The organism is Lacipirellulaceae bacterium, from assembly GCA_040218535.1.
Classification (GTDB): domain Bacteria; phylum Planctomycetota; class Planctomycetia; order Pirellulales; family Lacipirellulaceae; genus Adhaeretor.
Map to the genome: position 1 here is coordinate 556,364 of JAVJRG010000005.1, position 15,434 is coordinate 571,797.

Here is a 15,434-nt window from a genome sequence, read left to right on the forward strand (position 1 = left end):
GTGGATGCTTCAAACGGAAACTAGTAATTGATTCCGCTCAGGACGTCCTATTCGGCCAAAAGGATTTGGCTGAAACGAAGGGGCGTCTCGATAAGGAGAACTGAGTTGAAACGGACTTCAAACGTAATCGCTGCTGGTTTACTTGCACTGCTCACAGCTACGGCTGTTGGCCCTCTGGCGCTGGCCCAGGGTGGAAAAAGCAAGCTCGTGGTTCCTGAGAATCGCCAGCAATTAGACGCTTTAGTCAGCCAATCCCGAGCCGCTCTTAAGGCAGGTAACTTGGAGGAGGCGAACCGTCTGCTCACCGTTGCTGAACGCTCGGAGGTTCGTTATCCAAAGCTCCATTTTGGTGATACCGCGAAGAAGGTTCGCCAAGATTGGCTCAGAGTGACGGAGCAGGGAAGCAGCAAGCGACCTAGCTTTAATCCGTTGGCTGCGTTCAAACGACAGCCCGAGTCGCCGAAGCAAGATCCGTTTCTGGCCGGTACGACAGCCGCAGCCCAGCAGGTGAAGCTTCCCACTGAAATCAATGTGGTGAAACCTACAACAGTTGTTGAAGTGCCCGATGGCGAAACACAAATCATCGCTGGAGTGAAGCGCGATCTTACGAAAAGTGGTCGTGAAGCAAGTGACCATGCATTGCTGACAGCTCGCCAGGCACTGTCCGTGGGGGACTTGCCTCGTGCTCAGCAGTTCCTTGCTCATGCTCAACAGCAGCAGGTCGTCTATCAGGCGGATGAGGACTCGCCTGAACGCGTGCAAGCTTCGATCGACGAGTGTCGTCGGATCGCTCAGATTCGTAAAGCTGATCCACAGGGCGACTCTTGGCGGCACGCCTATGCGAAGTATTTAGTAGTTCAGTCTGAAGCACTCACCCATTGGGGCGATCTCGAAACGGCTGAGCGCACTGCCAGCGAAGCTGGACAGTTGAGCAATCAATTTGCTGCTAATGAAGTGGCACCTCAGGATGTACTGCAACAGATCGCGATGCTTCGCGAGCAAGCGAACTCGCAGACCGCTCGGGCAACGCAGCCCAGCCAAGTTGCGGCTCCAAACGCGATCAAGCAAGACAACGCAGTGACCCCAGCGGGTGCGGAAGTTCCGCAATCGTCTGGCGGAAACGTTCAATTGACGCAAGGAATCTCAGGAGGTTACGACGGGGAAGTGCTTCCTCTTCCGAAGCCAGCACCTGTCGATGCGAATGAACTGCTCAAGCAAGGTGAAGAGCTCTTGCGCAGCGGGCAGCGTGCCGCGGCATTGGATTCCTTCAAAGAGGCTTTTGAGAATAAGGACTCATTGGACCTCGTCAGCCAGCAGCGGTTGCAGGGCCACTTGCAGATGCTATCAGTTGCCCCGGCGGACAGCCGTGAGTTGCCTGCCCCTCAGGCTGGCGGCGGCCTGCTCGGCTCAGTGGATGATGAACGCTCCGTTTTGGCACGACAAATCTGGTCAGACGTGTCCAAGAAGCAATCCGAGGCGACGCGGATTCGCGAGCTCGATCCGCTCCGTTCGCGTGAACTGCTTATGGAAGCAACCAAGCTCGTTGAAGACTCGGGCCTTGATTCAAGGACTCAGGGACGGCTGCTTTCTAGCGTGAACAAGAATCTTGCTTCAACAGAGAAGTACATCAAGGACAACCAAGCAGAGATCGACCTCGAAGCGGCCAACCGTGCCGTGTTGGAGGAGAACGACCGTCGCAGCCGGATGAAGGTGGAAGTCGGTGAGCGAATTGCTGAACTGGTTGACCAGTTCAACAAGCTGAGCGATGAGCAACGTTTCGCCGAAGCTGAGGTCGTGGCAAACAAGTTGTACGAGATGGCCCCCAAAGAGTTGGTCGCCCAACAAGTTTGGCGGCAAGCGAAAACACGTCGTCGCGAAGACTTAAACCGCGAGATCATCGACAAGAGCGAGGAAGGATTCGCCGGGACGATGCTCGACATTCGTGGCGTCAGCGCTGATGCGATGGTCAACGCAACGCGTGACTATGGTTTCGGTCAGGACTGGGAACAGATTGCCAAGCGAAAGGGCTCAAGCGACTATACCTCGCGACGAAATGCTCGCGAGTTGGAGATTGAGCAGAAGCTGAAAACGGACGTTAGTGTTAGCTATAACGAAACTCCGCTCGCTTCGGTTATTGAGGGTCTGTCCGACCTAGCTGGGGTGAACATTCACCTTGATCCACTCGGCTTGAGCCAGCAGGCCGTACGATCGGATACACCAATTACGATTGATCTCAAGCGACAGGTGTCGCTCAAGAGCGCACTGCAACTGATCCTTGAGCCTCTCGGCCTGACTTACACGATCAAGGACGAAGTGCTGAAGATTACCAGCGAGGAAATTCGCGATGGTGATGTGATGGTCGAAACCTACAACGTGGCTGACCTGGTCATTCCCATCCCGAACTTTGTGCCAAGCACGAATATGGGACTCCAAGGTTTGATCAACGATGCCTATGCCGCGACGGCCATGACGGGCAATCTCGGCACGCCTGGCCCAATGGCGGGCTTGGTGGACAGTGGCGGAGTTGCGCCGGCCGCGGGACCGCTCGGACGTAATCAGCTTGGCCAAGCGAACTTCGGTGGCCCCGGTACGGGGAGTGTCTCTTCCCAAGGGAGCGGACCTCCGCTGGGTGGAGCTGCAAATGCTGACTTCGATTCGCTGATCGACTTGATCGTTTCGACCGTCGAGCACGATAGTTGGATGGAGAATGGTACGGGTGAAGGGGAGATTCAACCCTTCCCCACCAACCTCAGCTTGGTAATCAGCCAAACGCAGAGAGTCCACGAACAGATTCGCGATTTGCTTGAGCAACTGCGTCGTCAACAAGATTTGCAGGTGACGATCGAAGTACGGTTCATTCGGCTCTCGGATGAGTTCTTCGAGCGGATCGGAATCGATTTCGATTTTAACATCGAGGATAACATTCCCTTTGTCCCTGTGACGGAGGGTGCTGGGGCTCAAACCTCTTATGCCCCAGGCCAGCCAAGTTCTATCGTCGGTATTTCTGGAGCCAATGATGGCAACGCCGGACCCTTGTTCAACGTGGCTCTGGACACTGAGTTTCGTCAGGGATCGTTCACGCTCTCCAACCCTCAATTTGGAACACCGAGCGACTTCGCGACGTTTGGCTTCTCAATCCTGAGCGACATCGAGGCGTATTTCTTCATCACGGCCGCCCAGGGTGACCGTCGTGCGAACCAGCTCAACGCACCGAAGGTGACGCTTTTCAATGGACAACAGGCGATCGTTGTGGATACCGCGTTCGTGCCATTCGTGATTAGCGTGATTCCAGTGGTCGGTGAGTTTGCTGCTGCCCAGCAGCCGGTGATTGTGGTGCTCTCCGAGGGGACGATGATGACGGTGCAGGCAGTGGTTTCTGATGACCGGCGTTATGTCCGTCTCACCCTGGTGCCATTCTTCAGTCAGATTGGTGACGTGCAGACGTTCACTTTCGATGGTTCAGAAACCACGACGAACACCAGCAACACCACCGATGGTGACGATGATGGGAATAACGAGTCGGACGACAACTCTCAGCAAACCATCCGTAGCGGTACGACGGTCCAGTTGCCGACGTTCCAGGTGATCTCGGTAGCAACAACGGTAAGCGTCCCCGACGGTGGCACGGTGCTGCTTGGTGGTATCAAACGATTGCAGGAAGGTCGTAATGAGTTTGGCGTACCGTTGTTGAGTAAGGTGCCGTACTTAGATCGCTTGTTCCGTAACGTGGGTATCGGTCGCGAAACCGACAGCCTGATGATGATGGTCACGCCACACATCATTATTCAGGAGGAAGAGGAAGAACGACTGGGACTATCGTTCTAGCTTGAAGCTAGATCGATCTCGAGAATCTCAACGTCGCGCGGAGCCGGATTGGTTTCGTGCGACGTTTTTTTTAGTGGGCAGTAGGCAGTAGGCAGTAGGCAGTGAGTAGCCGGGGAGCTACGCCTCCCCAGGTGCAGCGGTATTCTCTAGGGCTGTGCGTGTTAGAATTACGTCAGAGCGCGGTACAAGTTCCCGCGGCGAAACAGTTCTCAACTACTAATGAGCCTAAACATGTCAGTACGTTTGATTCTTCTCTCCGCAGCACTGGTGATGCTCACTGGCGTGGCCATTGGTGCGTTCGGGGCCCATGGCTTAGGTAAGGCACTCGACCGACTAGGCCGTACAGACAACTTAGAGAAACGGGCCGAGTGGCTCGAAACTGGTGTGCGGTACCAACTCTATCACGGCCTAGCCCTGCTCGGGCTGGCCTGTTTAGCAATGCAATTCCCGCAAAGGCAATTGGGATTTGCTGCCATCGCTTTTTTGCTCGGCGTGGTGTTATTCAGCGGCTCGCTCTACGCGATGACCCTCGGACCGGAGCCTTGGAGAAAACTTGGGATGATCACGCCGATCGGTGGGCTGGCATTCCTCGTGGTGTGGGGGCGGTTGGCGTACTATGCTTGGACCAAGATCGAGGCTTGAAGCCGTGTTTTCCAAGAAAAGTCGACGTCAACTGGTTGCGACCTCGGCCATACGTGATGAATTTTCGATCCGTTTCGCTCGGTCGCTCATGGGTGGGGCACCATAACCCAGGGTACGATCACACTCGCTGGGGCTCGTGATGATCGAACCCTGGGCTATGTTGCGTAACGCCTTCGGCGTATTTGATTACTCGCGCGCTACAAAAGGTTTCAACGAAAAAACGCGACGTCGCAAGTTCTACCCACGACGCCGCGCTTTGCGAATAACACATCTTCTCGGTTTCAGAGAAACCAACTCATTCTGCTCAAGCGAGCTATACCGCTTGCAGAAACTCCAACTCCTTCGCGAGTCGCTTCCGAGCTACGTGCAAACGTCGTTTGATGGTTCCCAGCGGAGCGGCGAACTCGTCGCTCATTTCGTGCAAAGTGCGCCCCTTCAAGTAGAACGCAACCAAAGTGCTGCGATCCAACTTCGCCAGGCGGTTCAAGCCGTCGTGCAACTGGCCGACGCGTTCGTCGCCGAGCAGCGATTCCAAAGCGACGGAATCCTCGCCCACGACGCTCTCCAAAGTCTGAGGCTCAACAGCTACCGACTTCGGACGTCGAACGCTGCGGTTGATCGCTTGCCGAACGGCAATCGACTTCAACCAACCTGCGAAAGCCGCAGGCTCCTGCAACTGGTAGAGCTTCTGGAACGCCTTGATGAACACCTCTTGGGCGACTTCCTCGACGTCCGCGTGATCGCGAAGCCGCTGGTAGCAGACTCCGTACACCATGCGCTCGAACCGGCTGTACAGCTCGTTGAACGCGCCGTTGTCGTCCTCTTGCGAGAGGACGACCAACTCGGCGGTGTCTAATTCGCTGTAGTCAACAGGGATCGACTCAGGTGCAACGAAAGCGTTGGACTCTTCGGTAGCAAATTGGGGTTCTAATGATGCTTCAAATAAGGCAGTAGCCATGGTTCTCTCGAATCTGGCCCTTGAAAGCCCTCACTTGTGGAGGATGCTTTGGAAAGGCCGTGAAGTGTTCAGCAAAGGATCCGGTGGAGCAAAACCGTGGGTGCTAGCGAGTAGCACAGGTTCCGCTCAGTGGAGCGAAGCAAACCGATGTGAGTTAGGCGATTTCTCGCGGTAACTTGCGGCTTGCTAGCCGGCGGCGACGTGACGCTTGGCAAAGCGTTTTGTCTGGCCTTGTTTCGTGGCTGCATAACACAGTCCGCGATAACAGGTGGCCGTCGCCGGCGTCGTAATCGGGGATGCCGTTAACGTAGGCATTCCCAACCACATCGCGTGGAGTCGCGCCATCCAAGTGGACGCAGCTAGGGCATGCGCTAGCACCCCTAGCCGATCAACTAGGTGATCGACGACGACTCTTGCTGATTGGCCCAATACGGGCAGGCGCTGTGAAAAGCCACTGAGGGTCGAGTCATTGCGCACAATCAGCTTGGCACTGAAACCTGCGACGATGCCGCGGGCGATGATGTTGCCAAGGTTGCTGATATTTGTGATTGCAATACGCATAATGACCCTCGTGCGCTCTTAACGCCGTTCGAGAGAGTTTGGCAGTCTTTGCGAGGCATCGTTGCCTCGGGGAACAAAGGATCTGCACTGCTTCTAAGTGAAGTGTGTCAGGGGGAAACCGTCAGGTCAAGCGAAAGATGAACTGCGATCCTGAGCCTAAAGGACCAGATTTCCCACTGAACGCCCCTAAGACTACTACATCGGGCGTTGGGTTCGCGCGAATGGGAAGAAAAAAAGGGAAATCCTAGTTCGGACGCAAGTTATTACCGTGCAGTACTTTAAGGCAATATTTGCCGGGGCCATTGGCTCCGAAGGTGGCCTCGATCTACGCAGAGCGAACTAACTAAAGACCTTCTCAAGCAATTCATCGTCTAGCCACGTCTGGTTGGAGGACTCTGCTTCGCTTTCAGCGAGGGCTAGCTGATCGATAGCCACTGGTTCGGCCTGAAGGACCGAATCGGTAGTTCCGCCAGCGATCGCGAAGACCACTTCGAGTGGAGCATGATCTGCGGCGGGTTCTTGTTCAGATTCCTCGATGCTTGTTTGCAAGTGCATGGCCTGGGCCGCATCGAAGAGTTCGGCATCGAGTGACGGTGTTGCGATTGCAGCGAGACTACTTGCCACTGTGGTCGACGGCGAGGATTGTCCGTAGTTGTCTTGCCAGTCGGTGAGGTCGGTTGCGTCGTAGGGGTTTGAGAAACCGCTTTGCCACGTGAGGAAATCAAAACCATCGGTGTCGCCGTCACTGTCGAAGTCGCCGGTAGCTGTGGATTCGACCGCTTCGACGGCGAGGATCATCGAGCTGACACGTCCGCCGCTGTCTGGGAAAGTCACCGAAACCGTGTTGTTTGTCGCCAGCAGATCCATCGACACGGGGATTTCGATCATGCCGAAGAAGTCGTCGCGATTGGCTTGGTCGTAGCCCTTCCAGTCGACGGGAACGTCGACGTTCGTTCCGTTGACGGTGACGACGGGCGCTTTTGAACGATCGTGCTTGCGACCAATGCTCATACGCAAGATCCCTTCGCCCTCACTGGCGGTTTCGACGCCGTTGAAATTGAAGGTGATTGCTTGACTCGCATTAATCGATTGAAGGTGCGTCGAGGTGTAATACTTCTCCGAGTGGACCGTCTTGTTGAATTCGATCGGGGAATCGAAGTTGTAGACCAGCACCGCCGTTCCGCCCGTGTTGAGCGTGACGCTCTCGGGTGCCGTGGTTTGGTTGGTTTCCGTGTAAGTCGGCGTGCCGTTGATGGGGACTTCCATCTCCCGAATCTCGACGTTCTGCAAGCCGTCTAACCCGGAAAGGAAATTGAGATCGACGGTCTGTGTGTTGTCCGCCAGATTGTTGACGGCTACGTAAGCCGTGTTGCCATCGACAAACAGTTGAGCTTGAATGTCAGGGTCGGAAGTGTCGATCACCCCACGTTTGCCTTGGACGTCTTTCCAAAGGTCAAAGAAGTGGATGCGCCAGGTGTACTCGAAGGTTCCGTTACAGTTGCCACCGCTGTGATTGGCGAGCCTCCAAAGCGCCCCGCCGTAGGGCTCGCAATTATTGGCCGGGTTCAGGAACCACTCCGACTTGTCGGTGATGAACGGCACGCTGATCAGGACATCATCTTCCCGCTCCAGAAAATTGAAAAGCAGATGATTGATCGAGCGGAGGCTTTGGGCGGAGCGAAGGTCGCTGTAGGTGTCGCCGTAGCCCTGCTCAATCCCGCCGTACTCGGTGAGAGCATGCGGTTTGACGACGCCCCACTTCGCGTAGCTGTAGGTTTCGACCAGATCGAGAATGGCCTCCGAATTGCTCCCTGACCGGCGATTGTTCTGGCCCGTGACGTTCACACCGTCGTAAAGGTGCACCGAAAAAGCGTCCATATGGTCGCCGGCGACATCCATGAACATCTTCATCCGGGTGTCCCAGTGGCCAAAGTCCCAGAGCTCCATCGAAGGCCACGCGCTGGCGTACCCCACGACGTTCATGTTGGCCAAAGCGGGCGTGTTATCGACGGCTTCACCAATGGCGGCGTATAGCTCGGCCATCTTCTGACGCATCGCTGCTGTGCTGGGAGCATCGGAGAACTCAGAATCCCCGGCGTGCACAAACGGCTCGTTCATGGGCTCGTAGAACTCGGGGACGTCGTTGACGACGGTTGTGTAGTAGGTCGTCACCCAATCGGCAGCGGCTTGCACGTCGGTGTCCCAACGGAGGGCATCCCGTGGGTGACCAGTGTCTACCATTCGATAAACCGGTCGCACTGACTGATCCGAGGAAGGTGTGACGTTAGGATAAACGCCGACTTGCCCTGTTTGGTTTCTTGCATAGGGAAGGGGGCCCCAGAAACGACGCCCGAACTCGACATCGTATTCGTTTCGGAAGGCGGTGATTTGGGAATCAGAGCCTGCGCCAGAATGAAACGTGAAATACTTGTCGCGATCTAACTCCGAGACATCGCCCAGGAAACGCTGTGTTTCCAGATCGACGGAGACGGTCACCGGTTCGGCCGGTTCCGTTTCATCGATCGTGATCGAAAAGTCGAAGCTTACGCCATCTTGTCCCTTAGCAGAGCCAGCACCAGGTCCGTCTGGTCCGAGGCCGACGTAGATCGTATCTCCCGCGGTAAGGTTGCCCAACACGGTATCGAAACTTCCTGAGCTCGCTGGAGCGAGGCTCAACAACTGGGACACGGGTTCGCCATTAACATGGACTGAGACTTCGACGCCATCGCCGTACATGCCATTACGGGTAACCAGACTGTCGGTGATTTCGTAGTGCCCAGCCTCGGTTACGGTGTACGCGGCGATCGCGTAGCGATCAATTCCTCCCGAATCCGCTTCGTCCACGCCGGAGCCCGAGTGAGCGAAGGTTTCGCCCAAGTAGGGGAACTCAGTCGTCGCAGAAGGCCGGTAACGCCAAGCCTCGTGCGTCATCGCGGCGTAATTGGTTGGTGTGCCGAATTCGCCGCTGGCATTCCACAGATATTGCCAGTTGCCCGACGGGCTGGGGGCCGAATAGTCGTTGACGTAATCCGCGACGACAACGGCCAGCAAGTTGCGTGGTTCAAGTTGCTCGAATCCGTAGTGATTTTGCCGAGTTGAACGACGCTGTAGACGTCGACCAAGGTCTGTAAGTTGTGGCTTCATCCTGTTCCGTTAATTCAAATGAGAAAACCAAGGAAAAGACACGCTGAGGTGTGCATTCTCACTAGAATAATGTCTCCGGTGTTGAATAGGTGCCTTTCTCTTTGAATGACCTTATTGCCTAATTCACCGTGTTTCTCCTCGTCACTTGCGGTAATTTGTAGACAAAAAGAGGCAGGCCCGAAGCTAGGTCCGCTGCGAATCGATGATCGAAAGGTTTGCGAATTGTGACTTGGCGGTTCCAAGATATGGTGCCGCGAAACGAAACACGCTTTCATTCGCTACTCTTCAAGGAGATCTCCATTGGACGCTATTCGCATTAGCGACGTCACCAAGACCTACGGGGAACACACCGCGGTTTCGGATCTTTCGCTGACCGTGCCGCGGGGATCGCTGTACGGATTCATTGGACCCAACGGATCGGGTAAGACGACGACAATCCGGATGATCTTGAGAATCATCCAGCCGGATTGCGGATCACATTAGCACTCTAACTCTCGCGCTTCCGACGAATCCACCAGCACACGGGCAGTAGGGCACTGATTACCAGGCTCATGCCCCCGGGCTCGGGCACGGCGGCGAGTGGCGTTCCGCCGGGGCCGGTGGGGTGGACTTCTAGGGTGCCGTATTGGCCTGCAAAGACTCCCAGGTCCGCGGCGTCGGTGGTTTCGTCGCCGTTGGCGTCCCCCTCGCCCCGTTGCCACGCGAGGAAATCCTCACCATCGACGGCTCCGTCGAGATCGAAGTCCGCATCCTCGAAGTTTGCGGGGGCGGTGCTGGGATCAACGATGAGGACGCCAGCGTTGATCAGGTCTTCGACCGTGCCACTGAGCGTAGTATCGAGCAGTACCACGAGGCCTGTGAAATCCCCGCCCACATCGCCATCTTGGTTCACGAAGAGCCCGGGGTGAGTTGAGTTGTCTCCTGAGTCGGTGAACGTTCCGATCGAGACAAAATCGTTGATGTCATCGGTCGCCGGATCATACCCTTGAAGAATGCGTGAGAGGTCGAGCGTGTCAGCGTGTGTGCCGCTGGTCGTGAAATCGTTGACTAATTCTTCGAATTCGTCGAAGTGCGTGAAGACGATCGAGTTACTTCCATCGCCTGCATGAATCTCATCACGGCCTAAGCCAACATACAAGATGTTATTACCAACGCCGCCAGAGAGAACGTCATCCCCCGAGTTGCCAGCAAGCTCATCATCGCCTTCATCACCAGAGAGAAAATCGTTACCGGCATTCGCCCAAATGATGTCGTTCCCGTCGCCACCCAGAACGAAGATTAGGCCGTAGGTGAGGGAGTTGGAAGTCAGGTCGACCAGATCGTCACCCTCGCCCGCGTCGATAACTTCTGTCTGCCGCAGGCGCGCCGTGCTGGGGTCTTCGGCGAAGGGGCTTTGGAGATCATGGAGGAAAAAGGCGTCGCTGCCGTCAGTGAGCACAAGTGCGTCGCTGAAGTCGTCTCCCCCATCGTACAAATCGTACGTTTGATTGTAGCCCGCGAGCGATACCCGCTGCCCACCGTTACGAGGATTGGCCGGGTCGCCCGCATTGCGCGTGATGAAACTAGCCCCACGCTCTGCCGCGAAGTCGTTCCAAGTGTTATCTGCGTTGAAGTAAAGGTTGTCCGTGTCCGGGCCGCCATGCAACGCATCCACGCCAGCACCGGCGTTGAGGAAGTCGTTGCCCGCGTCGCCGTTTAACAGGTCGTTTCCCTCATGTCCGATAAGAAGGTCATTCCCATGACCGCCATATAGATCATCGTGACCACTAGCACCACTCAAGATGTCGTTGTCGTCCTCACCGCGAAGTTCATCATTGCCCGGCCCGCCGTTGATCTCATCGTCGCCGTCGCCGCCGAAGATGGTATCGTGGCAGGCATTCGCCCAAATAAGGTCGTTGCCATTGTTGCCAAGAATCGTCGTGTCGCCGTAACGCAGGGTCGGGTGCGACAGAATGATCACGTCGTTGCCATCACCACCTTCCATAATGTCAATCCAAGAGACGACTTGCTCTCCTTGATCGCTCGTCAATTGAAGGAAGTCACTTAGTGGAGTAAAGATAAGAGAATTATCGCGTGTGTCCCCGGTGTACTCCCCGCTGTTGACGTTGTAGAGCCCTTGAATCGAAATCTGTTCATTGGTGTAAGGGTTCTGCAGCGTCAGGTCGATTTGGGTTTCCGTGCCGTGAAAGCCAAAGATCGCGCTCGTATTTCCTACCACTGGGGGATCGGGCGCACCAGAATGATCACAAGGGTACTCGCCGGACATTGACGCGGCAGGATTGGTCGCGCGGCTGACGAAATCGAAGAGTGCGTGCTCCTCACGAGCCAAGTCAGCAGCAGAAGGAAGCGGCATCAGGAGGGGCCTTGCAGCAAGAGGAGGGTGGGCAGGACGAGCGATCCCGGGTGCGTTTATGTTAAGGCACAGCACCACGCCCCGCCAGAGTAGGGGGCAAAAATGTAGCCCTGTCGCTCCGCGACAGGAATCGCAGAAGCTGTGAGGAACTTCGCACCTCTATTCAATGATGTAAGTCTTTTGACGGCTTCAGCTTTCCTACCGCGGAGCGGTAGGGCTACTTGGGGTGTCGCTCCGCGACAGGAACTGTGGAAGCTGGGTGGGGCTTGGACGACCGCCTGGAAATCGGGCGTATCTGAAGGATGCTGCTTTCCTACCGCGGAGCGGTAGGGCTACGGTTTGCAGTGAACATAAACATATGTATACTTATTGGCATGAGCGATTGTTTGTGGCCGCTGCAAGTTTTTGACCCGGCGAGCGAGTTCACGGTGGTGGAGAGGAAACTACCGCATTGGGCGCAAGCAGGAACTGTCTGTTTCATGACTTGGAGGACGATCGACTCAATCCCCCGATCCGTATTAAGGCGTTGGCGCGCAGAACAAGACGATTGGTTGTGGGAGCGCCGCATCGACCCGCGGGCTTCTGATTGGAAGACGCAACTGAAACATTTGGATACTCGATTGCTCGGTGAGTTCACTCGCAAGTTTGCTCGACGTTGGCATCGGCATCTCGATAACTGTCATGGCGACTGTCTCTTGCGAGAGCCGTGTCTCGCCCGCATTGTGAGCGACAGTCTTCTCAAGTTTGATGGCGATCGCTATCAAGTGACTGATTTCATCGTCATGCCCAACCACGTTCATCTGCTTGCCTCCTTTGCTGATGCTGAGGCCATGCTGAAGCAGTGTGCCGGTTGGAAGCACTACCATGCGCGATTAATCAACAAACAGGTGGGACGGTCAGGGCATTTTTGGCAACAAGATGGCTTCGATCACTTGGTTCGCTCGGTCGAGCAGTACGAAGCCCTGCGTCGTTACATTGCCAGCAATGGTGATAAAGCCGGACTGAAGCCCGGCGAGTACCTGCACTTCACCAGTAGCCCTATCGCTCCGCGATAGGAAACGCAGAAGCTGAGTCGGGTATGGGCGACCGGCAGGTTTTGAGGTGTTTATGAAGGCTCCGGCTTTCCTACCGCGGAGCGGTAGGGCTACTTGTGGCTGCCCTCCGGGAAAAATTCGGGCATAATGTTGAGAGCCCGACATCGATGCCGGGGCTACGCCGTTTTCCCGACGCGAATTGACACGCCCTATGCCCGATCAAAATGAACCGTCGCCGCCGATTGCCCCCGCTTGGGACTTGCACAACAGGCCCGAGGCGCAAGAGCGATTGGCAGCGGAGTGCCCGCGGGTGCTGGCCGAGTTACGGCAAGCAAGTGAGCAGGAGCAGCTTGCGTTTTTGCTCGACACACGGGAGGTGCATCACCGGTTGTTCGAGCCGTTAACCTCGGCGGGTGAAGAGGAAATGGCCGGAACCTATCGGGGCGAGCCGGGGACGATTCTCGCTGAACGCCGCGCGGTGATCACTTACCCGGACACGCCGGGCTTAAAAGAATACGACGTCACCATGCATCCGCGTGATGTGGCTCGTTCCATGGACAATCTGAACGTACTGATCGAAACAACGTGGCAAGAGCGGCTGCCTGCAGAACGACACTTAACCGCTTGCGCGCGGATATTCGCGTTGGTCTGCCTGATTCACCCTTACGCCGAAGGCAATGGACACATTGCACGGCTGATGCTCACACTACTGGCAGAGCGGGGTGACATCGAAGTGAGCCCCGAGTGGACGATTCACCCGCGGCCTTACGACAACACGGTAGGTATCGCCCTGCAGAACTACCAGCATTACCCGGGGATGCTGGAGCAACTGCTGAAAGAATGGTTCGGCGTGTGGCGGGGGAATTACCCGCGATAATCCTCGTGGCACTGACTGCACGATTGCCCCACTCGCCCTGCCGCTTCGCGCGCCTTGGGGAAATCGCCTACGCTGGCTGCGTCACTAACTTCGCTGGCGCTGGTTTGCAGCGCGCGGGCGTATTCGAGATAACCGTCGTCGTCCCAGTAGTCGTATTCTTCGCGTTGGACGATTTCGCCGAGGGCGGAGAGCAGCTGGGCCTGTTGTTGGAGCTTTTCGTTTTCGCGTTTGAAGGCGCGTTCGTTGGCGAGCATCGGGCCGACGTTTTCTTGGGAGGTTTCCATCCAACGCATGAGCAGTTCGCGGTCGGCAAGTGTGCTCCACTTGGGAAGCTCAGCCGGTTCGATGGTAGGACGCTGGCCGCGGAGGAGGTCCTCAAGGTCTTGCTTGCGGAGTGTGGCATCGCGATAGCTTTGGTCCGTGGCGACTTTGCAATTCTCGGCTGTTTTGGCGAAGGCCATTCGCAGCCCGGTGGCTTCCTGCTGCCACCGTGGTTTTTTATCGTGTTCGGCGAGGATTCCAAACAGCACGGCCAGTTGGGCAAAGCTCTGACGGCACTCTTGAAAGCCGCCCGACTTGAAGCGGCTAGGGTTGGCCAACGGCGTGCGGAGGGTGTTGGCGACGCGTTTGATTTCTTGCGTGACCGTCTCCGCACTGATCCGCTGAGACCACGCGAAGCCTCCAGTGGCGGGTTGCTCACCGGCGGCGTTTTTCGAAGCTAATTGTGTGTTCGTAGTGTTTGCTGATGCCGGCCGTTCGCCGACGAGATGCTCGCGGGCGTCGTCGAAGAAGGCGTCGAGAACGTCGCGTGACCATACGGGAGGTTTGGCGCGTCTCGGGGGTTCCTTCGAATGTCCAAGACTTGGAACGAAGCATGCGAATACGAAATTAAAAGCCAAGGCGAATTTCATAGACAGTTTATTGGACTGAAGTTAAAGACTATTTCCGGAAGATGTGTCTTATTCTGGCGATTAGTGATTGTGGTTTCTTACAAGAGGAGTGGCTGACTGATCGCAAATCATAGAACGAGTCGATTTGGACTTCGAAGCCAAAGGATTCAAGCATGCCCTTCAAAGGGTCAGTGCCACCAAAGGGAAATGACCATGGATCATAGACCAATTTGCCTGCACCTTCGGTATATGATAGTGATACAAGTTCGTATTCGCCTGCAAGCAAGCAGTCTAGGATATCCTCAAGAGGCCAAGAAATCTCAGACGTGAGCAATTCTACTGCAGTTTCATCAAGTAAATCTAACCAAGCTGGATTGTCTACTAATTCGTGACGTTGACCGTCTTCGAGAGCTGGATTATCCGTTTTGACTTCTTGCAAGCGACTAAAGACACGAGCTAGGCAAGGAAATCGTTCGGCAGGACCGGTGAATTCAATTCGAAAGTCACACATCAATTGACTCTTGCTCAGATTCGCATGGTGCGTTGCGCTATCGCTCACGCGCCCTCAGCTTGTTCGATTCTCTAAACGCGGTTTTCAACGAACACGATCAACTGCCGAATAGCACCGAAATGATACGCGAGATGAACTGCTGATCCGATTGCTCCCGTCAGAGCGATGCGGTCCCATTCTCGCGGCTCTTGAACGGCGGCGATCCAATTTTGTGATTCCTTTTCTAGCTCCGCGACCAGGCTCTTCCACTCGTCCTCGTTGACGGTTTGTTTTTGCCAACTCGCGTTCCAGTCAGCGTCGGCAAAGGGGTTTTCTTCTCCCCCGGCCCAGCGGTTTAGGAGTGACAAGCCATAAACCAAATGATGCGTGTGGGAGGCGATTGAGTTTTGTCCGGGAGTTGGTTGCTGTGAGGCGACGGCGGCTGGCAGGTTCTTTAGTGTTTGAGAAAGCCCCAAGTCGCCGGGGTTGAGTATCCAGGAAGCATCGTCGGCAGGGCCGAACGACAGCTCTGTGAGGAGGTCGAGGAGGGCATGGAAAGTGAGGTCGGTGTTCATCGTCGGAAATTCTGCCTCTCGATTACTCCTAGATACTTGTCAACAAATGACGCGAATCTCACGAATCTTGTTCGCCATAAACCCA

12 protein-coding genes are annotated in these 15,434 nt (G+C 55.7%); 5 read left to right on the plus strand and 7 right to left on the minus strand.

The genetic code is table 11. The features are described 5' to 3' along the window. Positions 1-105: 105 nt before the first annotated feature. Together RIB44_02485 and RIB44_02490 are read left to right on the plus strand one after the other, a co-directional pair. On the plus strand, positions 106-3,825 hold the full coding sequence (locus tag RIB44_02485; protein MEQ8615439.1) for a hypothetical protein: 3,720 nt from the start codon (positions 106-108) through the stop codon (positions 3,823-3,825). Positions 3,826-4,056: 231 nt separating this feature from the next. After that, positions 4,057-4,467, plus strand: coding sequence for a DUF423 domain-containing protein (locus RIB44_02490; GenBank protein ID MEQ8615440.1), 411 nt, complete (start codon positions 4,057-4,059; stop codon positions 4,465-4,467). 313 nt (positions 4,468-4,780) lie between these two features. Here the strand turns inward: RIB44_02490 and RIB44_02495 are convergent, their stop codons facing one another. From RIB44_02495 to RIB44_02505, 3 genes are all read right to left on the minus strand, one after another. Further along, complete coding sequence (locus tag RIB44_02495; protein ID MEQ8615441.1) at positions 4,781-5,425, minus strand: sigma-70 family RNA polymerase sigma factor; 645 nt, start codon at positions 5,423-5,425, stop codon at positions 4,781-4,783. A 186-nt stretch (positions 5,426-5,611) separates the two neighbouring features. Then, positions 5,612-5,986, minus strand: coding sequence for a hypothetical protein (locus tag RIB44_02500; GenBank protein MEQ8615442.1), 375 nt, complete (start codon positions 5,984-5,986; stop codon positions 5,612-5,614). Positions 5,987-6,325: 339 nt separating this feature from the next. Beyond that, complete coding sequence (locus tag RIB44_02505) at positions 6,326-9,130, minus strand: hypothetical protein (GenBank protein MEQ8615443.1); 2,805 nt, start codon at positions 9,128-9,130, stop codon at positions 6,326-6,328. A gap of 300 nt (positions 9,131-9,430) precedes the next feature. Between RIB44_02505 and RIB44_02510 the strand changes: the two genes are divergently transcribed. Beyond that, positions 9,431-9,613 (plus strand): ATP-binding cassette domain-containing protein, encoded by a 183-nt coding sequence (locus tag RIB44_02510; protein ID MEQ8615444.1) that lies wholly within the window; start codon positions 9,431-9,433, stop codon positions 9,611-9,613. A gap of 4 nt (positions 9,614-9,617) precedes the next feature. Here RIB44_02510 and RIB44_02515 read toward each other — a convergent pair whose 3' ends face one another. Beyond that, a complete protein-coding gene (locus tag RIB44_02515; protein ID MEQ8615445.1) occupies positions 9,618-11,483 on the minus strand; it encodes a calcium-binding protein in 1,866 nt (621 codons plus the stop codon). Positions 11,484-11,857: 374 nt separating this feature from the next. On the opposite strand from RIB44_02515, the gene RIB44_02520 reads away from it, so the two are divergent. Both RIB44_02520 and RIB44_02525 read left to right on the plus strand, forming a co-directional pair. Next, positions 11,858-12,538: a transposase gene (locus RIB44_02520; protein MEQ8615446.1), complete on the plus strand. Its 681-nt coding sequence runs from the start codon at positions 11,858-11,860 to the stop codon at positions 12,536-12,538. Positions 12,539-12,728: 190 nt separating this feature from the next. Further along, complete coding sequence (locus RIB44_02525; protein ID MEQ8615447.1) at positions 12,729-13,394, plus strand: Fic family protein; 666 nt, start codon at positions 12,729-12,731, stop codon at positions 13,392-13,394. Here RIB44_02525 and RIB44_02530 read toward each other — a convergent pair. The 3 genes from RIB44_02530 to RIB44_02540 form a co-directional block, all read right to left on the minus strand. Beyond that, positions 13,382-14,305, minus strand: a complete 924-nt coding sequence (locus RIB44_02530) for a cytochrome c (GenBank protein MEQ8615448.1) — start codon at positions 14,303-14,305, stop codon at positions 13,382-13,384. The two genes, RIB44_02525 and RIB44_02530, sit on opposite strands and share 13 nt — an antisense overlap. Before the next feature lie 28 nt (positions 14,306-14,333). Continuing rightward, positions 14,334-14,795: a hypothetical protein gene (locus tag RIB44_02535; GenBank protein ID MEQ8615449.1), complete on the minus strand. Its 462-nt coding sequence runs from the start codon at positions 14,793-14,795 to the stop codon at positions 14,334-14,336. Positions 14,796-14,866: 71 nt separating this feature from the next. Then, complete coding sequence (locus RIB44_02540) at positions 14,867-15,349, minus strand: DinB family protein (protein ID MEQ8615450.1); 483 nt, start codon at positions 15,347-15,349, stop codon at positions 14,867-14,869. Positions 15,350-15,434 lie beyond the last annotated feature (85 nt).